The sequence below is a fragment of the Variovorax sp. TLI9-5A genome, assembly GCF_056867935.1.
On sequence record NZ_CP200310.1, the window covers coordinates 4442842 to 4461216 of the forward strand.

Consider the following 18375-nt stretch of genomic DNA (forward strand, 5'->3'; position numbering starts at 1 on the left):
TGGCCTCGCGCCGCAAGACCGAAAGCATCGCGCTGCCTAGCATCGAACCCATCTCAACTCCCATCAAGGAACAGCCTCCATGAAAGCCCAGGACGTACTCCCCGACGGCGAAGACTTCACCGTCGTCAACGGCCGCACATTGCGCAAAGGGTCGGTCGCGGCCTTCCTCGCCAACGCGCGCGTCCTCGAGGACGCCAGCACATCCGCGGCCGACAGGCAGGCCGCCGAGCAGGACTTCGCCTCGCTGATCCCCACCCTCGACGCCCTCGGCCTGTTCGACGTGTTCGAGCTGCGCTCGCCATTCCTGCGCGAGGAGGTGGCCCGCCATCGCGCCGCGCTCAGCTCTTTGCCTGACTCGCCTGCTTCGCCGAGCGCGTGATGGACGCCAGCGTGCCGCGCGTGGTGATGACCTCGGGGTCGAGCGGAATCTCGATCAGCGTGCCGGTGTCGGCCGCCAGCGCACGAAGCAGCGCCGCCTCGAACTGCGCCGTCTGCGTCACCCGCTCGGCCGCATAGCCGTAGGCGCGAGCGAGGCCGCAGAAGTCGGGGTTGCGCAGCGCGGTGCCGCTGGTGCGTTCGGGATATTCACGCTCCTGGTGCATGCGGATCGTGCCGAACATGCCGTTGTTGAGCAGCACGATGATGCTCTTGCCGCCGTGCTGCGAAGCTGTTGCGAGCTCCTGCCCCGTCATCAGGAAATCGCCGTCGCCCGCGATGGTGAAGGCTACGCGTCCCGTCGCCAGGTTGGCCGCGATACCGGCCGGCACGCCGTAGCCCATCGCACCGCTGGTGGGCGCGAGTTGCGTCTTCGCGCCCTTGGCCAGGCCGTGATAGCGGAAGTAGCGATGCACCCAGCTCGCGAAGTTGCCCGCGCCGTTGGTGATGGCCGCATCCGCCGGCAGGTGCTTCTGCAGCAGCGCGACGACTTCCGCCATGTCGACCGCGCCGCGCGGCGTTTCGGCGGGCATGCCGGACAGCGCCTGGGGCACGAGGTTGGCTTCGTAGTCGGCATGAGCCTGCAGCGTCCACTCTTCCCACGGAAGCGTCGGCGGCGCGCTCAGCACCTCCAGGCTGCGCGCGGCCGCGCTCATGCCGGCGTTGATCGCCAGGTCGGCCTGGTAGACGCGGTTGAGTTCCTCGGCGCTCGCGTGGATGTGCACCAGCGTCTGCCTTGCCTTGGGTGCCTCCAGCAACGTGTAGCCGCTGGTCGTCATCTCGCCCAGGCGCGGGCCGATGGCCAGGATCAGGTCGGCGTCCCTCACGCGCTGCGCGAGCTTCGGATTGATGGCAATGCCGACGTCGCCCGCGTACTGCGGGTGGTGGTTGTCGAAGGTGTCCTGGAAGCGGAAGGCGTTCGCCACCGGCAGGCGCCAGTTCTCGGCGAAGCGCTGCAATGCCTGCGCGGCCTGGGCGGTCCAGCCGCCGCCGCCGGCGATCACCAGCGGGCGCTGCGACTTCAGCAGCAGCTCGCGCAGGGTGCGCAGCGCGCCCGGGTCGCTCCAGGGCTCCACCGCCTCCACCCGCGCCAGCGGACGCGCGGTGGTTTCGCTGCGCAGCATGTCTTCCGGCAGCACCAGCACCACCGGCCCCGGCCGGCCGTTCATCGCGGTGGCGAAGGCGCGCGCGATGTACTCTGGAATGCGGTTCGCGTCGTCGATGCGCTCCACGCGCTTGGCGAAGCCCTTGGTGCTCGGCCCGAAGAAGCTGGCGTAGTCCACCTCCTGAAAGGCCTCGCGGTCGCGGAAGTCGCTGCCGACATCGCCCACGAACAGCACCATCGGCGTCGAGTCCTGGAAGGCGTTGTGCACGCCGATCGACGCATTGGTCGCACCCGGCCCGCGGGTGACGAAGCACACGCCCGGCCGCCCGGTGAGCTTGCCGTGCGCCTCGGCCATGAAGGCCGCGCCACCCTCCTGCCTGTTGACGACGAAACGGGTGCGATCGCGGTACGCATGGAAACCGTCGAGCACCGCCAGGAAGCTCTCGCCGGGCACGCCGAACGCGATCTCCATGCCTTGCTCTACGAGGCACTCCACGATCAGGTGGCCTGCGGGTTGTGATGTACTCATGGGAAGTAGGAACCTCAGCTGCAAATGTCTCCGGCAATTATGTGCGTCCGCTCGGTACGCCTTGCGTTAATTCCCCAAATGGTTAAATTCGCGCCATGAAGGCCCCCAAGGACCCCACGCCCGACATCGCGATCGAGGCCACAGAACCCCGCTCGCGCGACGCGGACAGGTCGCAGTTGGCCATCCTCGCCTCGGCCCGCGACGAGTTCTCCGCGCGCGGCCTCGCCGGCGCGCGCATGGACAGCATCGCCGAGCGCGCAGGACTCAACAAGCGCCTCATCTACTACTACTTCGGCAGCAAGGACGACCTGTTCCTTGCCGTGCTGGAGCGCGTCTACGCGGACATCCGCGAAGCGGAGCAGCGCCTGCACCTGGAGGAGATCGACCCCGTGGAGGCTATCCGCCAGCTGGTGTCGTTCACCTGGAACTATTACCTCGAGCACCCGGAGTTCATCACGCTGCTCAACAGCGAGAACCTGCACTGCGCGGCGCACCTGAAGCGCTCCGAACGCATCCAGGAGATGAACTCGCCGCTGGTGCAACTGCTCGACACCGTGCTGGAGCGCGGCCGCCGCGACGACCTGTTCCGCGCGGGCGTCGACCCGGTGCAGCTCTACATCTCCATCGCCTCGCTCTGCTACTTCTACCTCTCGAACAACCACACGCTCTCGGCCATCTTCGGCCGCGACCTGCGTGCGCCCAAGGCGATGGCGCAACGCCTCTCGCACATGACCGACCTGGTCCTGGGCTATGTACTGAAATAGGCTCGCCCCCAGGCTGCGCGCACTTCGTGTCGCTTCGCCTTCCCCCTACCGGGGGCAACACCTGAGGCCCGGCAAAGCCGGTTCCTCGGTGTTCCTGGCCTTGGCTGCGCCAGTTTCTTGCGCCGCGAATCGTGCAAATCACTCCAATCCACGCCTGAGCCGAGCCTCGGGTATTCACTAGGGAGCACCGGTTGACGCTTCCGCGCAGCCATTCCTACAATCAATAATTCACTCAATGGTGAATTGATCGATTCCAAGAATGCGCCCGACCGCGCGGAGACATCCATGAAGTTCATTGCCAGCGGTGCCGTACGCACCACCGTCCTTGCTTCGCTGACCTGCATCGCGGCGCTGATGCCGGGGCTGTCGGCGGCGCAGAACGGGTATCCGAGCAAGCCGATCCGCGTGATCGTGCCGTTCGCGGCGGGCAGCACCACCGACATCATTGCCCGCGCGATCACCGACAAGATGAGCGCCAGCATGGGCCAGACGCTGGTGGTCGACAACCGCGGCGGCGCGAGCGGCACCATCGGCCAGCAGGCGGTGGCCACGGCCGCGCCGGACGGCTACACGGTGATGATCCATTCGTCGTCGCACACGGTGAGCCCCTCCACCTTCGCCAAGCTGCCCTTCGACACGGTGCACGACTTCGCCGGCATCACGCCGATATCGTCACTGCCCAACGCGCTGGTGATCTCGCCGGGCAAGAACATCAAGACGCTGCCGCAGCTGCTGGCCGCAGCGCGCGCCAAGCCCGGCAGCATGAACTTCGCCTCTGCCGGTCAGGGCAGCGCCACGCACCTGAACGCCGAGAAGTTCAAGCTGGCCGCGAAGATCGATGCCACCAACATCCCCTTCAAGGGATCGGGCGAAGCCGTCACCGAGGTGCTCTCCGGCCGCGTCGACTACTACTTCTCGCCCATCGCGCCCGTCATCGGCCAGATCAAGGAAGGCCAGCTGCTGGCGCTGGCCGTGGGCTCGCCCAAGCGCGCGGCCGCCCTGCCCGACGTGCCCACCACCACCGAAGCCGGCGTGCCGGGCTCCGAATTCAACTTCTGGATCGGAATGATGGCGCCGGCCAAGACGCCGCGCGACATCGTCGAGCGCCTGCACGCCGAAGTGGCGAAGGCACTGGCCACGCCCGAGGTGAAGGAGCGCTTCGCCAAGCTGGGCGCCGATGCATGGACGCTCAAGCCCGAGCAGTTCGACGCCTACATCAAGGAAGAAATCGCGAGCAATGCGCAGCTCGTGAAGGCGGCCGGCCTCGCCGTCCAACAGTAAGCCACCAAGCACGCTCCTCCCGAAAGTCCCGGCCTCCGCCATGTTCCGCAAGCTCCTGCTCTCCCCGGCCCTGCGCCCCTTCCTCCTGATCCTGTTGCTGCTGGTGCTGTGGGACCTGGCGATCCGCCTGTTCAGGATTCCGGCCTACCTCATTCCACCGCCGTGGGAAGTCGTGAAGCAGCTCGTGGCCGAATGGCCGCGCCTGCTCGCCGAGAGCTGGAAGACCACGCTCGCCACGCTGGGCGGCTTCGGACTGACGATCCTGATCGGCATTCCGATCGCGATGGTCATCGCCTACTCACGCGTCGTCGAGTCGTACGTGTACCCGCTGCTGGTGTTCTCGCAGAGCATTCCCAAGGTGGCGATCGCGCCGCTCTTCGTGGTGTGGTTCGGCTTCGGCATCTTCCCGAAGGTCATCAGCGCCTTCCTGCTGGGCTTCTTCCCTGTGGTGGTGTCCACAGTGATGGGCTTCAAGTCGGTCGAGCCCGACATGCTCGACCTCTCGCGCTCCATGGGCGCGAGCCGCCTGCAGACCTTCTTCAAGATCAGCCTGCCACAGGCCCTGCCCCAGATCTTCAGCGGCCTGAAGGTGTCGGTCACGCTGGCGGTGGTGGGCGCGGTGGTCGGCGAGTTCGTCGGCTCCAACTCGGGCATCGGCTACGTGCTGCAGGTGGCCAACGGCAACTTCGACCTGCCGCTGATGTTTGCGGCACTGGTGGTGCTGTCGAGCATCGGCGTCATTCTTTTCGTCGCCGTCGACCTGGTCGAGCGCGTGATGATCCCTTGGCACGCCTCGCAGCGCCACACGCACTGATTTCACTGAGTTCCTTCGCAAAAGCCAACAACTCCCGGAGACAAGACCATGAAGAAACTGCTTCCCACACTGCTCGCCGCGGCCGCGCTCGCCACCTTCGCCATCGCACCGGCCCATGCCCAGGGCGACAAGCCCAAGGACAAGGTCACGCTGATGCTCAACTGGTATCTCTACAGCGAGCACGCCCCCTTCTTCCTCGGCAAGGAAAAGGGCTTCTACGCCGACGAAGGCATCGACCTCGACATCCAGGAAGGCCGCGGTTCCGCCGTCACCGCGCAGGCGGTGGCGGCCAAGTCAGCCACCTTCGGCTACATCGACGTCACCACCATGATCAAGGCCGCCGCCAAGGGCGCGCCGCTGAAGTCGACCGGCGTGCTGTTCCAGGTGAGCCCGATGTCGGTCATGGGCTTCAGCGAGAAGAACATCAAGACGCCGAAGGACATCATCGGCAAGACGGTGGCCGTCACGCCGGGCGACTCGATGTCGCAGATGTGGCCACTCTTCCTCAAGGTCAACGACATCAAGCCCGACCAGATCAAGACCGTCTCGGGCGACGCGCAGACCAAGCTCAATGCCGTGACCAACGGCCAGGCCGACCTGCTGCTGGGCTACGTGATGGACCAGGCCATCAAGCTGCAGGACGCCACCGGCAAGCCCGTGACGCCGATCCGCTTCGCCGACTCCGGCGTGAACCAGATCAGCTCCGGGATCATCACCAACAAGAACCTGCTGACCGAGAACCCCGACCTGGTGAAGCGCTTCATGCGCGCCTCCACCAAGGCCGCCGAAGCCGCAGAGAAGAGCCCCGAGGCGGCAGTCGACGCGATGCTCAAGGCCAACCCCAAGGCCGGCGTGCGCGACACGCTGATCGTCGGCATGAAGCAGAGCGTGGCGCTCTATCACACGAAGGAAACGGCCAACCAGCGTCCCTTCCGCGTGACGACGAAGAACGTCAGCGATTCGCTCGACCTGCTGGTGCAGTACGGCGGCATGGATGCATCCACGCGCGGCAAGCCGGAAGACTACGTCACGCTCGACTTCCTGCCTTGACTTTCTCTCGCTCCTGAACGCGCGCGCCTTCTGCAGCGGCCACCTTTCACGCACCCCATGTCCCAAGTCAACCTGATCGAAGCGCGCGGCGTCTCGAAGATCTACTCAAGCAAGGACGGCCCCGTCGAGTCGCTCAAGCCGCTCGACTTCGCCATCAAGGAAGGCGAGTTCGTCTCCGTCGTCGGCCCGTCGGGCTGCGGCAAGAGCACGCTGCTCAAGATGGTGGCGGGCCTGCTGCCCATCAGCGGCGGCAGCCTCACGCTCGCGGGCAAGCCGATCAAGGGCGCGCAGAAGGACGTGGGCATCGTGTTCCAGAGCGCGGTGCTGCTGCCATGGCGCAGCGTGGAAGACAACATCCTGCTGCAGGCCGAGATGCGCCACATGCCCATGGACGCGGCCAGGGCCCGCGCCCGCGAGCTGATGGAGATGGCGGGCCTCAAGGGCTTCGAAAAGAAGTACCCGTGGCAGCTCTCGGGCGGCATGCAGCAGCGCGCGTCGATCTGCCGCGCACTGCTGCACGATCCGTCGGTGCTGCTGATGGACGAGCCCTTCGGCGCGCTCGACGCGATGACGCGCGAGAAGATGAACCTGGAACTGCAGCGCATCTGGATGGCGTCGAAGAAGACGGTGATGCTCATCACCCACAGCATTCCCGAGGCCATCTTCCTTTCGGACCGCGTGATGGTGATGAGCGAGCGCCCCGGCTCCATCGCCGCCGTGTACGACATCGACCTGCCGCGCCCGCGCACGCTGGACGTCATGTCCTCGCCCGAATTCGGCGCCTACACCAAGCTGGTGCGCGCGCATTTCTATTCGCAGGGCATCCTGGACCACTGAAGAGCGAATGCCTGCCATGGATGCGATCCGCTTTCACGTCGAGGAGATCCGCTTTGCCGAGCGCAACGTGGCGCTGCGGCTGCCCTTCCGCTTCGGCGCAGCCACCGTCACGGCCTGCCCGCAGGTGTACGTGAAGGCGCGCGTGCGCTTCGCCGACGGCCGCACGGCCGAGGGCTGCGCGGCGGAAATGATGATTCCGAAGTGGTTCGACAAGAACCCCGCGCTGAACAACGAGCAGAACTTCGAGCAACTGCGCTTCGCCCTGCGCGACGCCCGCGAAGCCTACACCGCCGAGCCCGACGCGGAGACCGCCTGGACGCACTTCGCCTCCAACTACGCCGCGCTGCAGTCGCGCGCCAGGGCCAAGGGCCTGCAGCCGCTGGTAGCCAGCTACGGCCCGGCGCTGATCGACCGCGCCCTGCTCGACGCGCTGTGCCTGCACAGCGGCGCCAGCTTCGCGGCGGCAATGAGCAGCAACCTCTGCGGCATCGACATCGCCGGCAGCGGCCTGGCAGACGACCTCGCAGGCTTCGACATGCCGGCCTTCCTCGCGAGGCAGTCGCCGCGCACGCGCATCGCCGCGCGGCACACAGTCGGGTTGGCGGACGCCATCGACGAGTACGACTCGTTGCCCGACGCGCCCGCCGACGGCCTGCCCACGACGCTGCAGGCCGCCGTGCAGCGCTACGGCCACACCCACTTCAAGCTGAAGCTCTGCGGCAACACCGCGCAGGACATCGACCGGCTCCAGTGCATCGCCCGCGTGGTCGACGGCAAGGCCCAGCTCGTCACGCTCGACGGCAACGAGCAGTACGCGGACGCCGACGCCTTCGCCACCTTCCTCGACAGCATGCTCTCCACGCCCACGCTGTGGAAGCTCGCGCAGAAGACGGTCTTCGTCGAGCAGCCGATCCGCCGCGACACGGCGCTGCAGCGCGACGTGTCCGCGCTGGGCAAGCGCATTCCGCTGCTCGTCGACGAATCCGACGCCACGCTCGACGCCTTCGTGCAGGCCCGCGCGCTGGGCTACACCGGCGTTTCGAGCAAGAGCTGCAAGGGCTTCTACAAGTCGGTGATCAATGCCGCGCGCTGCGCGCTGTGGAACGCCGGAGCGGAGAAGCCGCGCTACTTTCTCTCCGGCGAAGACCTGACCATGCAGGCCGGCATCGGCGTACAGCAAGACCTCGCGCTGGTCGCCTGGCTCGGCCTCTCGCACGTGGAGCGCAACGGCCACCACTACGTCAACGGTCTCGCGGCAGCGCCCGAGGCCGAGCAGCAGGCGCTGCTGCGCGCCCATCCGGGGCTCTACGAATCCAGCGACGGCGCAGTGCGCCTCGCCATCCGCGATGGGCAGCTCGACCTGTCCTCGCTCAACGCCGCGCCCGGCTTCGCCACCGGCAAGCCAGGCGCCGGCATCTCGTGGGACGCGATGCGTTCCGTCTACTGAACCAAAGCGCGCGTCCCGCCCGCACCAATCTCTCGCACCCAAGGAAGAAAACGATGGCCACCCAACGTCTAGGAATCATCATGCACGGCGTCACCGGGCGCATGGGCATGAACCAGCACCTGATCCGCTCGATCTGCGCCATCCGCGCCCAGGGCGGCGTCACGCTGTCGAACGGCGACAAGGTCATGCCCGACCCGATCCTCATCGGCCGCAACGCCGAGAAGATGGAAGCGCTGGCAAAGGCCCACAACATTCCGCGCTGGGGCACCGACCTCGACCGCGCACTGGAGAACAAGGACGACACCGTCTTCTTCGACGCCGGCACCACGCAGATGCGCCCCACGCTGCTCGCCAAGGCCATCCGTGCCGGCAAGCACGTGTACTGCGAGAAGCCCATCGCCACCAACCTCAACGAGGCCGTCGAGATCGCCCGCCTGGCGGAGGAAGCCTCGAAGACCAAGGGCCTGAAGCACGGCGCCGTGCAGGACAAGCTCTTCCTGCCCGGCCTGCGCAAGCTCGACATGCTGCGCCGCGCCGGCTTCTTCGGCCGCATGCTCAGCGTGCGCCTGGAGTTCGGCTACTGGGTGTTCGAAGGCGACCTGCAGCCCATCCAGCGCCCGAGCTGGAACTACCGCAAGGAAGACGGCGGCGGGATGATCCTGGACATGATGTGCCACTGGCGCTATGTGCTGGACAACCTGTTCGGCGAAGTGAAGTCGGTGTCGTGCATCGGCGCCACCCATATCCCCAAGCGCTGGGACGAGGCCGGCAAGCCCTACGAGGCCACAGCCGACGACGCGGCCTACGCCACCTGCGAGCTCACCGGCCACAACGGCGAGCCTGTGATCGCACAGATCAACATGAGCTGGGTCACGCGCGTTCGCCGCGACGACCTCGTGACCTTCCACGTCGACGGCACCGACGGCTCGGCCGTGGCGGGCCTTTCGAGCTGCCGCGCCCAGTCGCGCGTGGCCACGCCCCGCCCGGTGTGGAACCCCGACGAGAAGCAGACCATGAACTTCTTCGACCAGTGGCAGGAGATTCCGGACTCGCAGGTCTACGACAACGGCTTCAAGATCCAGTGGGAGCACTTCATCCGCCACGTGGTGGAAGACGCTCCCTACAAGTGGACGCTGCCCGAAGGCGCCAAGGGCGTGCAGCTGGTCGAGGCCGCGCTCGAGTCGTGGCAGGACCGCCGCTGGGTCGACGTGCCCGCGCTGAAGGTCTGACATGGCACTTTCGCTGAACCTCCCCACCGCTGGCGGCACGCTCGCGCCCTACGCGCTGCGCGGCACCGCGCCGGTGAAGCCCGACACAGGCGTCAAGTTCAACCGCATCGCCTACTCGGCCGCCCACGTGGTGGCCGACCCGATGGCCGCCATCGACCCGTGGCTGCAATGCGCGGTCGACTGGGACACCACCATCGCCTACCGCCGCCACCTGTTCTCGCTGGGCCTGGGCGTGGCCGAGGCCATGGACACCGCGCAGCGTGGCATGGGTCTCGATTGGCCCACCTCGCTGGAGCTGATCCGCCGTTCGCTCGACGCCGCCAAGGACGTGCCCGGCGCGCTGGTCGCCTCTGGCTGCGGCACCGACCACCTGGACATCGACAGCGTGAAGAGCGTCGACGACGTGATCCGGGGCTACGAAGAGCAGATGGCCGCCATCGAGGCTTTGGGCGGCAAGCTGATCGTGATGGCCAGCCGCGCGCTGGCCCGCGTGGCGAAGAGTCCCGCCGACTACGAGCGCGTGTACGACCGCATCCTGAGCCAGGCGAAGCAGCCGGTGGTGCTGCACTGGCTGGGCGACATGTTCGACCCGGCGCTCGCAGGCTACTGGGGCACGAAGGACGTCGATGCCGCGATGGACACCGCGCTGGGCATCATCGCCGCGCATCCAGGCAAGGTGGACGGCATCAAGATCTCGCTGCTCGACAAGGACAAGGAAATCGCGATGCGCCGCCGCCTGCCGGCCGGTGTGCGCATGTATACGGGCGACGACTTCAACTACGCGGAGCTGATCGCAGGCGACGGCTTCGGCGACGAACCGACGCACGGCAAGAGCGACGCGCTGCTGGGCATCTTCGACGCCATCGCGCCCGCCGCGAGCGCGGCCCTCGGCGCGCTCGCGCATGGCGACGAGAAGAAGTTCCACGACATCCTCGGCCCCACGGTGCCGCTGTCGCGCCACATCTTTGCCGCGCCCACGCGTTTCTACAAGACCGGTGTGGTGTTCATGGCCTGGCTCAACGGACATCAGAAGCACTTCACGATGGTCGGCGGCCAGCAGAGCACGCGCTCGCTGCAGCACTTTGCCGAACTGTTCAGGCTGGCCGATGCGGCCAACCTGCTGGAGCAGCCCGAGCTGGCGGTGCGACGCATGAAGACCCTGCTGGCCCTGTACGGCGTGGAAGGCTGAAGACGAGCATGCGCGATTTCTCGCAGAACCACGACTGGCTGTCGATCAACACCGCCACGGTGCGCAAGCAGTCGGGCGCCGAGGTGCCGCTGGACCGCATCATCGACCAGTGCGCCGAGCGGGGCATCCGCGCCATCAGCCCGTGGCGCGACCAGGTGGCGGCCGTCGGGCTCGACAAGGTGGCGAAGCAGCTGAAGGCGCACGACATCGGCCTGTCGGGCTACTGCCGCGGCGGATTCTTCCCCGCGCCCGATGCGGCCGGCCTGAAGGCCGCGCTGGACGACAACCGCCGCGCCATCGACGAGGCCAAGACGCTGAACGCGCCCTGCCTCGTGCTGGTCGTCGGCGCCCTGCCCGGCGCGCTCGAAGGCAAGGCCGCCTACAAGGACATCGGTCGCGCCCGCAGCGAAGTGCGTGACGGCATCGCCGCATCGCTCGAATACGCCCGCGAGGTCGGCATGCCGCTGGCCATCGAGCCCCTGCACCCGATGCAGGCGGCCGACCGTGCCTGCATCAACACGCTCGAACATGCGCTCGACCTGTGCGACGAGCTCGATGCGGGCAAAAGCGGCATGCTCGGCGTGGCGCTGGACATCTACCACGTGTGGTGGGATCCGAAGCTGCAGCAGCAGATCGCCCGCGCCGGCCGCGAGCGCCTGCTGGCGTACCACGTCTGCGACTGGCTCACGCCTACGCGCGATCTGCTGAGCGACCGCGGGATGATGGGTGATGGTGTGGTCGAGCTGAAGAAGATCCGCGGGTGGGTCGAGGACGCAGGGTTCTCAGGTTTCAGCGAAGTGGAGATCTTTTCGAATCTCGACTGGTGGCAGCGGACTGGCGGTGAGACGCTGGACGTCTGTATCGAGCGGCACAAGCAGGCTGTCTAACACTGTTCTGTGCTCGCGTTGTTCACCGATCCAGCGGATCGAGCGGATCGAGCCGTCAGTCGCACCGTATTCAGGCTATCGACCGAAAACTTCCAATCACCGCATGGTCAGGTCCAGACCTATCCAATTGCAAAACTCAAAGGTGAGGAAGAGCACGAGGAACGCAGAAGCGACGAACGCCGAGCCCACCTTGATGGATGTCAGGACCACTGCAGCTGTCTTTTGATTCTTGTACTTCTGTCCCCGTTCGTAGTGCCACTTGACGGCCAAATACATGCCCACGCTGAGCACGAGAACCTTGAAAATAACAAAAGAGATTGGGATTGAATTCATCATTGAAAAGACATCAGGTGACAGACCGCGAAGTGCCCGAGTGCGGCGAGTAGCTCAATAGACCGATGAAGAAGCGGAAAGATTAATTAATTAGTTGATTAATCAATCCAACGAAACGGTAGCGGTCAGCTGAATGGGCGTCTGCAAGACGCGCCGAAAGGCGGAGCAGTCCGCCTGCACACAGAAGCACTCTCATCGTGCTGTCGAGTGTTCATCTTCCAGGCTGATACGTACAGAACCAGATCAGCTGAAAATCTCCGTATCAGATGCAAGGAGGCCGGTAGTCGCGTCGGGCAGGCCGACGTCTGATATGACAATCTCGGGAGCGGTCCAGAACGACCGTATCAGAAAGAGATGCCCATGAACCGCTACGAGAAGCTTGCCGACAACATCGCCCAGCGTATTCGCGCGGGTAGCCTGAAGGCGAACGATCGCCTTCCCTCCGTGCGCGAACTGAAGTCGCAAATGGGCATCAGTGCGTCCACCGTGTTCTCTGCCTACTACCTGCTGGAGGCGCAAGGGCTTGTCGAAGCGCGGCAGCGGTCGGGATACTTCGTTCGAGCGGGGGCGGAAATGCCGACCAATGAACTCGCCGCCACCGAGCCTGTCCTTCGGTCCATGCCGGTCGACGTCTCGTCGCTTGTCTTTCAGGTCCTTGCGCAGGCTCGCGAGCGCGACATGGTCCCGCTCGGCTCGGCCTTTCCGTCGCCAGAGCTGTTTCCCTTCGAACAACTTGCCGCCGGCCTGACGCGAGCGCTCAAGCGGATGGATCCCTGGCAGACCGTCGAAGATTTGTCACCAGGAAACGCCCAATTACGCCATCAGATCTCCCTGCGTTACGGCAGCGTCGGAATGGATGTTCCTGCGTCTGAACTGGTCATCACCAGCGGGGCGATGGAGGCCCTCAATCTTGCACTCGAATCGGTGACGCAGCCGGGCGACGTCGTGGCGATCGAAACGCCAACCTTTTATGGTGCGTTGCAGGCACTGGAGCGGCGCGGTCTTCGCGCGGTCGAGGTGGAGACCCACCCGCGTACAGGCGTAGATCTCAGCTCTCTTGCTCGCGTGATCGACCAGCATCCGGTGAAGGCCTGCTGGTTCATGCCGACCTTCCAGAATCCAATGGGCTGCACCATGAGCGACGCAGCCAAAGAGCAACTGGTCAGCATGCTCGCCACCCGCGCCATACCGCTGATCGAAGACGACGTGTACGGCGAGCTCGCGCATGGGGCTCGGAGACCGCCACCAGCCAAGGCCTGGGACCGGGCTGGCTGGGTGCTGCACTGCAGTTCTTTCTCGAAATCCCTGGCCCCCGGATATCGCATCGGTTGGGTAGCGGGCGGTCGCTTTGCAGCCACTTTGGGTCGGAACAAGTTGATGAGCTCGCTGGCGACGGCACTCCCCTCGCAACTGGCGTTGCAGGAGTACCTCCAGCACAGGAGTTTTGATCGTCACCTGCGCGCCCTGCGGCATTCGCTCAGCCGCCAGCAGGCTGCATGCTTGCGACTTATCGATCGATACTTTCCGGCTGGAACGCGGGTCACGCGCCCCGAAGGCGGCTATTTCCTGTGGCTCGCGCTGCCAGAAGGCGTCGACTCGCTCGCACTGCACCAGGACGCTCTTCAGCTCGGCATAGGCGTAGCGCCGGGCCATTTGTTTTCAGCCGACCGCCGATACACCCGGCACCTGCGCATCAACTACGGGCATCTCGGCGACCCGCGCCTGGAAGGGGCTATAAGAAATCTTGGAGAACTCGCCAACGCGCAGCTGAAATCTACAACCGGAAAATCGGGGCCGATCTTCGAGGAACGTTCGTCGAGACCCTAGTTGGCGTCAATGCAGGTCGAGGTCCGCTGCCTTCGACTGACTCTCAATGTCAAGCGCGCCGCCTCTGATCAGGTGAGGATGCGATATCAGCTCCTGCCCGACTGCAACTTGTCGCTCAATCATCGCGAAAGCTCAAGGGAACCTTGACAGCAGCGCCACAAAGCGGTGGCTCGCATCTTCCGCAAACGATCAGCCTGGAACAGATAGCAGCCATCGAGCTTTACCCCGCATATTCAAGCGACCCGAATTCCCTCACCAGGAAGCCTTCACGCAGGCCGCGAAATCCGCGGCCCGCAGACCGACCGCTAGTCGCCGGTCTCAGGCGCCCCACGTCGCGCCTTCTCGCTCATCTGAAACAACTCCCCCGCCTTGCGCGCCATCTCGGCCGCAAGCCAAAGCAGATTGTTCAGTTGCCGAGGCCCATCCCCGCTGCACCAGTCGATCTCTTCGCCGTGGCAGACCCACAGGAGGGCTTCGAGCTGAGTGAGGGTGGTTTCGAGAAGATCCGCCGGGTCTTGGGCGGTTTCTGCGGAAGCTACCGGCGTGCGAGGCCGGGCTATAGTCTTGGTAGCCATTTTTGTGCGTTCCTTCCAAGGTGTGTGCACGAACTTGGTTAGACGGCTGGGGTGCTTCGAACACCCTGGCCGTCGCCTTTTGATACCTCGCATCTGCATCGCTGCTTTCGCACCGACGACCTGCCGCGAGGCAAGCAGCCTTCGAACATCTGGGTGACTTGAGTGAGTGGCGCCTTTCTGCTCCCCTTGGCGGGGTGTCGAGTGACAGGGGCATTCACTCTAGAGAAGAACCCGGCAAAGTTGCCGCTGCCACAGCACGAAGTCGCGCAGACTGCCAACAAATGCAGCTTCCGCAATGCGCCGTGCGCGAGCCCGGTAAACCCATGCCGCAGCAGCGCCGAACGCTCACGCCGATGGGGTGCCTTGCGCAGCGAAATAAAGGAGGAGGCCGAAGGCCGGGGGACATTCGCGGAGCAAGGTACCCCGTCGGCGTGAGCGCGCCCTGAACAACAGCGCCCAACAAACAACCCAGCAGAGCGAAACCGCCCCGCCTGTGCTGCAATCCGCCGATGCCTGCCCCAACCATCGACGACCTGCGCCGCTACGCAGTCGCCCGCACCCTCTTCAAGCCCACGACCCTGCCCGCCGCGATCCGCCGCCTGGGCTTCGTGCAGGCCGACCCGATCCGAGCCCCTGCACGCGCACAAGACCTGACGCTGCGCCACCGGGTGAAGGACTATCGCGCCGGCGATCTCGAAAGCCGCTACACGCGCCTCGCCGTCGAGGAAGACTGCCTCGTCAACTACGGCTTCCTGCCGCGCGAGCATCTGGCGCTGATGCACCCGCGCGAAGCCAAGCGCGCATGGGACGCCGACACCCGGCGCAAGGCGGCCGACGTGCTCGCCTACGTGAGGGAGCATGGTCCGGTGCATCCGCGCCAGGTCGAACTGCACTTCGCACACGGCCGCGTCAAGAACTACTGGGGCGGCTCCAGCAACGCGACCACGCATCTGCTCGACGGCATGCACTACCGCGGCATGTTGCGCGTGGTGCGGCGCGACAGCGGCACGCGCGTCTACGAAGCGGTGACGCATGCGCCGGCGGACGACAGCCCCGCCGGGCGCGCGCGCCGTGCGGCGGCGCTCATCGAGCTGGTGGTGCGCAAGTACGCGCCGCTGCCGGCCTCCAGCCTCACCTACCTCGTGCGGCTGCTCGGCTACGGCGCGCCGCACCTCGCGGCGCAGACACAGGCCGCGCTGCGCATCGCGCGCGAGGAGCTCGCCAACTGCGGCATCGAGGGCACCACCTGGTTCTGGCCCGCCGATGAGAACCCGGCCTCGCGCCGCCACGCGCCCGACGATGCGGTGCGCCTGCTCGCGCCCTTCGACCCTGTCGTGTGGGACCGCCGCCGCTTCGAGCTGCTCTGGGGCTGGACCTACAAGTTCGAGGCCTACACGCCCGCGCCGAAGCGCCAGTTCGGCTACTACGCGTTGCCGATGCTGTGGCACGACCGCGTGATCGGCTGGGCCAACTTCGGCAGCTCGCCCGAGGGCCGGCTGAAGCCGGTGTTCGGCTATGCCGACAGCAAGCCGCGCGATGCGGCCTTCCGCGCAGCGCTCGACGAAGAACTGCAGCGCATGACGCGGTTTCTGGCTGGGCGTTGATGTCTTTCTTCCTATAATCCGCCCGCTCAGCCAGCCGCCCGCAACGGGCGTGCAAGCCGTCTTCGAAGGAACGAAGACCGCAGCCCAAAAAGCTGCCCGCGACGACGCAACAAGAACCCATAAAACCCACCGGCCGCCAGCCCGAAGCGAGCCGCCGGTTTGCGCTCGTTCGGATCGACGGAATCAACCGGATCAGAGACGAGAAGCCATGGCGCGCCCGCACCCGGCGCGCGCCGCAGCCACTCCCCCCAAACGCAGGACACAGGAGAAGCTGCACATGACATCGAAGAAGCATCGCCGCCCGGCTTGGCGCCTTTCTCATACCCGCCGAGCCACGCTCGCCGCAACCGCCATGGCGCTGGGCGCCGCCGTGCCGGCCTACGCCGAGGAAAAGGACGACCCCGTCGAGACCCGCAAGGCCCTGCCCACCATCACCGTGACCGGCGACGCGGGCGAAACCGCCACCGGCCCCGTGACCGGCTTCGTCGCCAGGCGCGGCGGCACCGCCACCAAGACCGACACGCCGCTGATCGAGACGCCGCAGGCCATCTCGGTGGTCACGCGCGACCAGATGGAGGCGCAGAGCGCGCTCACGCTGCGCGAGACCACCAACTACACGGCCGGCGTGGTGTCGAGCTACTTCGACAGCCGCGTCGACTCGTTCAAGGTGCGCGGCGGCGACGCCATCCAGTACCTCGACGGGCTGCAGCGCAGCTACGGCACCTACAACACCACGCGCGTAGATCCGTACATGCTGGAGCGCGTCGAGCTGCTGCGCGGGCCCTCTTCGGTGCTCTACGGCCAGGGCGGCATCGGCGGCGTGCTGAACCTGGTGTCGAAGCGGCCGCAGGCCGAGCAGCAGCGCGAGGTGCAGGTGCAGCTGGGCAGCCACAACCGCAAGCAGGTCGCGGCCGACTTCACCGGGCCGCTCGACACCGAAGGCAAGTGGCTCTACCGCCTTGTGGCGGTGAACCGCGACAGCGGCACGCAGGTCGACCACGTGCCCGACGACCGCATCCTGCTCGCGCCCTCGCTCACCTGGCGCCCGAGCGCCGACACCTCGCTCACGCTGCAGGCGCTCTACCAGAAGGACAAGAGCGGCTCGCTGATCGGCTTCTTCCCGTGGCAGGGCACGCTGCTGCCGTCGCTGTATGGCCAGATTCCCACCTCGACCTTCACCGGCGAGCCGGGCTTCGACCGCTACGACACGCGCAACACCTCGCTGGGCTACCTGTTCAGCCACCGCTTCAACGACACCTGGACCTTCAGGCAGAACCTGCGCTCGACCGAGAGCAAGGTGGTCTACAACTCCTCCTACACCAGCTTCACGGCCAACCGGCTCACCGGCCGCCCGGCACGGCCGGTGTTCAACGCCGACCAGCGCACCATCGAGCGCGACCTGGTGACGCAGATCAACGGCGGCAAGATGCTGCTGATCGACAACCAGGCCGAGGCGCACTTCAAGACCGGCGCGGCGGAGCACACGCTGCTCGTTGGCGCGGACTTCCAGCGCAACGAGACCTCGCAGCTCACGGGACGCGGCCGCGCGGGAGCGCTGGACGTCTACGCGCCGGTGTACGGCAACTACACGGCGCCCACCTTCCTCACGCGGCAGCCCGCTGTGGTGCAGAAGCAGGCCGGCATCTACGTGCAGGACCAGGTCAAGTACGGCCGCTGGATCGGCCTGCTCGGCCTGCGCCACGACAAGGCCACCACCGACACCGAGGGCCGCCCCGCGGTGGCGGTCGACGACAAGGCCACCACCAAGCGCGCCGGCCTCGTCTACCTGGCCGACGGCGGCTGGGCGCCGTACCTGAGCTATGCCGAATCGTTCCTGCCGCTGGGCGGCGCGGACGTGAACAACACGCCCTTCAAGCCGCAGCGCGGCAAGCAGTGGGAGGCTGGCGTGAAGTGGGAGCCCGAAGGCCAACGCACCTCGTTCATGGCGGCGGTGTACGACCTGCGCGACACCAATCGCAAGACCACCGACCCGACCAACCCGCTCAACAGCGTGCAGCTCGGCGAGGTGCACGTGAAGGGCCTGGAGCTCGAGTACAAGGGCAGCATCGGGCGCGACTGGGACTGGGTCGCCTCCTACGCCTACACCGACGCTCGCGTCTCGCGCAGCACCGGCACCGATCTGGGCAAGCGCATCTCGGGCGTGCCGAAGCACACGGCCTCGGCCTGGCTGATGCGGCGCTTCTCCATCGGCGGCGTGCCCGGCTTCTCGCTGGGCGGCGGCGTGCGCTACATCGGCAAGTCGTGGGACGGCATGGACGCCAACCCGGTGCCCTCGGTCACCCTGCTCGACGCTATGTTCGCCTGGGACAACGGCCCGCTGCGCCTGTCGCTCAACGTGGGCAACCTGACCGACAAGGTGCAGCTCACCACCTGCCTGGCGCGTGGCGACTGCTTCTACGGCCAGCGCCGTACCGTGACTGCGGCGGCCACGTATCGCTTCTGAAGAAA

The 18375-nt window shown here is 66.2% G+C and carries 16 protein-coding genes; 13 read left to right on the top strand and 3 right to left on the bottom strand.

From position 1 onward, the window contains the following. Positions 1-79 precede the first annotated feature (79 nt). Positions 80-379, top strand: coding sequence for a hypothetical protein (locus tag AC1VNX_RS21075; protein WP_483159077.1), 300 nt, complete (start codon positions 80-82; stop codon positions 377-379). Here AC1VNX_RS21075 and AC1VNX_RS21080 read toward each other — a convergent pair. Further along, positions 339-2069: a thiamine pyrophosphate-binding protein gene (locus tag AC1VNX_RS21080; RefSeq protein ID WP_483159079.1), complete on the bottom strand. Its 1731-nt coding sequence runs from the start codon at positions 2067-2069 to the stop codon at positions 339-341. The two genes, AC1VNX_RS21075 and AC1VNX_RS21080, sit on opposite strands and share 41 nt — an antisense overlap. 95 nt (positions 2070-2164) lie before the next feature. Here AC1VNX_RS21080 and AC1VNX_RS21085 point away from each other — a divergent pair, with 95 nt between their 5' ends. From AC1VNX_RS21085 to AC1VNX_RS21125, 9 genes are all read left to right on the top strand, one after another. Then, positions 2165-2833 (top strand): TetR/AcrR family transcriptional regulator, encoded by a 669-nt coding sequence (locus AC1VNX_RS21085; protein ID WP_483159081.1) that lies wholly within the window; start codon positions 2165-2167, stop codon positions 2831-2833. 285 nt (positions 2834-3118) lie between these two features. After that, complete coding sequence (locus AC1VNX_RS21090) at positions 3119-4114, top strand: tripartite tricarboxylate transporter substrate binding protein (protein WP_483159083.1); 996 nt, start codon at positions 3119-3121, stop codon at positions 4112-4114. Positions 4115-4154: 40 nt separating this feature from the next. Next, complete coding sequence (locus AC1VNX_RS21095) at positions 4155-4928, top strand: ABC transporter permease (protein WP_132799491.1); 774 nt, start codon at positions 4155-4157, stop codon at positions 4926-4928. 48 nt (positions 4929-4976) lie between these two features. After that, positions 4977-5978: an ABC transporter substrate-binding protein gene (locus AC1VNX_RS21100; protein ID WP_483159085.1), complete on the top strand. Its 1002-nt coding sequence runs from the start codon at positions 4977-4979 to the stop codon at positions 5976-5978. Positions 5979-6035: 57 nt separating this feature from the next. After that, positions 6036-6815 carry an ABC transporter ATP-binding protein gene (locus tag AC1VNX_RS21105; RefSeq protein ID WP_483159087.1) on the top strand — a complete coding sequence of 260 codons (780 nt, stop codon included), beginning with the start codon at positions 6036-6038 and terminating at the stop codon, positions 6813-6815. 16 nt (positions 6816-6831) lie between these two features. Next, on the top strand, positions 6832-8262 hold the full coding sequence (locus tag AC1VNX_RS21110; RefSeq protein WP_483159089.1) for an enolase C-terminal domain-like protein: 1431 nt from the start codon (positions 6832-6834) through the stop codon (positions 8260-8262). Positions 8263-8315: 53 nt separating this feature from the next. After that, positions 8316-9491, top strand: a complete 1176-nt coding sequence (locus AC1VNX_RS21115; RefSeq protein ID WP_483159091.1) for a Gfo/Idh/MocA family protein — start codon at positions 8316-8318, stop codon at positions 9489-9491. 1 nt (position 9492) lies between these two features. Next, entirely contained in the window at positions 9493-10680 is a 1188-nt protein-coding gene (locus tag AC1VNX_RS21120; RefSeq protein WP_483159093.1) for a dihydrodipicolinate synthase family protein, read from the top strand. Positions 10681-10688: 8 nt separating this feature from the next. Next, on the top strand, positions 10689-11567 hold the full coding sequence (locus AC1VNX_RS21125; protein WP_483159095.1) for a sugar phosphate isomerase/epimerase family protein: 879 nt from the start codon (positions 10689-10691) through the stop codon (positions 11565-11567). A 96-nt stretch (positions 11568-11663) separates the two neighbouring features. On the opposite strand, the gene AC1VNX_RS21130 is transcribed toward AC1VNX_RS21125, so the two are convergent. Further along, positions 11664-11903 (bottom strand): hypothetical protein, encoded by a 240-nt coding sequence (locus AC1VNX_RS21130; protein ID WP_483159096.1) that lies wholly within the window; start codon positions 11901-11903, stop codon positions 11664-11666. A 357-nt stretch (positions 11904-12260) separates the two neighbouring features. Between AC1VNX_RS21130 and AC1VNX_RS21135 the strand changes: the two genes are divergently transcribed. Continuing rightward, the gene (locus tag AC1VNX_RS21135) at positions 12261-13727 is read left to right on the top strand and encodes an aminotransferase-like domain-containing protein (RefSeq protein WP_483159098.1); all 1467 of its coding nucleotides are present in this window, start codon (positions 12261-12263) and stop codon (positions 13725-13727) included. A 305-nt stretch (positions 13728-14032) separates the two neighbouring features. Here AC1VNX_RS21135 and AC1VNX_RS21140 read toward each other — a convergent pair whose 3' ends face one another. Next, positions 14033-14302 (bottom strand): hypothetical protein, encoded by a 270-nt coding sequence (locus AC1VNX_RS21140; protein WP_483159100.1) that lies wholly within the window; start codon positions 14300-14302, stop codon positions 14033-14035. A gap of 509 nt (positions 14303-14811) precedes the next feature. On the opposite strand from AC1VNX_RS21140, the gene AC1VNX_RS21145 reads away from it, so the two are divergent. Together AC1VNX_RS21145 and AC1VNX_RS21150 are read left to right on the top strand one after the other, a co-directional pair. Then, a complete protein-coding gene (locus tag AC1VNX_RS21145; protein WP_483159102.1) occupies positions 14812-15906 on the top strand; it encodes a DNA glycosylase AlkZ-like family protein in 1095 nt (364 codons plus the stop codon). Between the two features lie 277 nt (positions 15907-16183). Continuing rightward, positions 16184-18370, top strand: a complete 2187-nt coding sequence (locus AC1VNX_RS21150; RefSeq protein ID WP_483159104.1) for a TonB-dependent siderophore receptor — start codon at positions 16184-16186, stop codon at positions 18368-18370. The last annotated feature ends 5 nt before the right edge of the window (positions 18371-18375 follow it).

Bases quoted from the DNA above. Each gene is read 5' to 3' on its own strand.
- AC1VNX_RS21075 (WP_483159077.1), top strand. From the start codon at position 80: ATGAAAGCCCAGGACGTACTCCCCGACGGCGAAGACTTCACCGTCGTC.
- AC1VNX_RS21080 (WP_483159079.1), bottom strand. From the start codon at position 2,069: ATGAGTACATCACAACCCGCAGGCCACCTGATCGTGGAGTGCCTCGTA.
- AC1VNX_RS21085 (WP_483159081.1), top strand. From the start codon at position 2,165: ATGAAGGCCCCCAAGGACCCCACGCCCGACATCGCGATCGAGGCCACA.
- AC1VNX_RS21090 (WP_483159083.1), top strand. From the start codon at position 3,119: ATGAAGTTCATTGCCAGCGGTGCCGTACGCACCACCGTCCTTGCTTCG.
- AC1VNX_RS21095 (WP_132799491.1), top strand. From the start codon at position 4,155: ATGTTCCGCAAGCTCCTGCTCTCCCCGGCCCTGCGCCCCTTCCTCCTG.
- AC1VNX_RS21100 (WP_483159085.1), top strand. From the start codon at position 4,977: ATGAAGAAACTGCTTCCCACACTGCTCGCCGCGGCCGCGCTCGCCACC.
- AC1VNX_RS21105 (WP_483159087.1), top strand. From the start codon at position 6,036: ATGTCCCAAGTCAACCTGATCGAAGCGCGCGGCGTCTCGAAGATCTAC.
- AC1VNX_RS21110 (WP_483159089.1), top strand. From the start codon at position 6,832: ATGGATGCGATCCGCTTTCACGTCGAGGAGATCCGCTTTGCCGAGCGC.
- AC1VNX_RS21115 (WP_483159091.1), top strand. From the start codon at position 8,316: ATGGCCACCCAACGTCTAGGAATCATCATGCACGGCGTCACCGGGCGC.
- AC1VNX_RS21120 (WP_483159093.1), top strand. From the start codon at position 9,493: ATGGCACTTTCGCTGAACCTCCCCACCGCTGGCGGCACGCTCGCGCCC.
- AC1VNX_RS21125 (WP_483159095.1), top strand. From the start codon at position 10,689: ATGCGCGATTTCTCGCAGAACCACGACTGGCTGTCGATCAACACCGCC.
- AC1VNX_RS21130 (WP_483159096.1), bottom strand. From the start codon at position 11,903: ATGATGAATTCAATCCCAATCTCTTTTGTTATTTTCAAGGTTCTCGTG.
- AC1VNX_RS21135 (WP_483159098.1), top strand. From the start codon at position 12,261: ATGAACCGCTACGAGAAGCTTGCCGACAACATCGCCCAGCGTATTCGC.
- AC1VNX_RS21140 (WP_483159100.1), bottom strand. From the start codon at position 14,302: ATGGCTACCAAGACTATAGCCCGGCCTCGCACGCCGGTAGCTTCCGCA.
- AC1VNX_RS21145 (WP_483159102.1), top strand. From the start codon at position 14,812: ATGCCTGCCCCAACCATCGACGACCTGCGCCGCTACGCAGTCGCCCGC.
- AC1VNX_RS21150 (WP_483159104.1), top strand. From the start codon at position 16,184: ATGACATCGAAGAAGCATCGCCGCCCGGCTTGGCGCCTTTCTCATACC.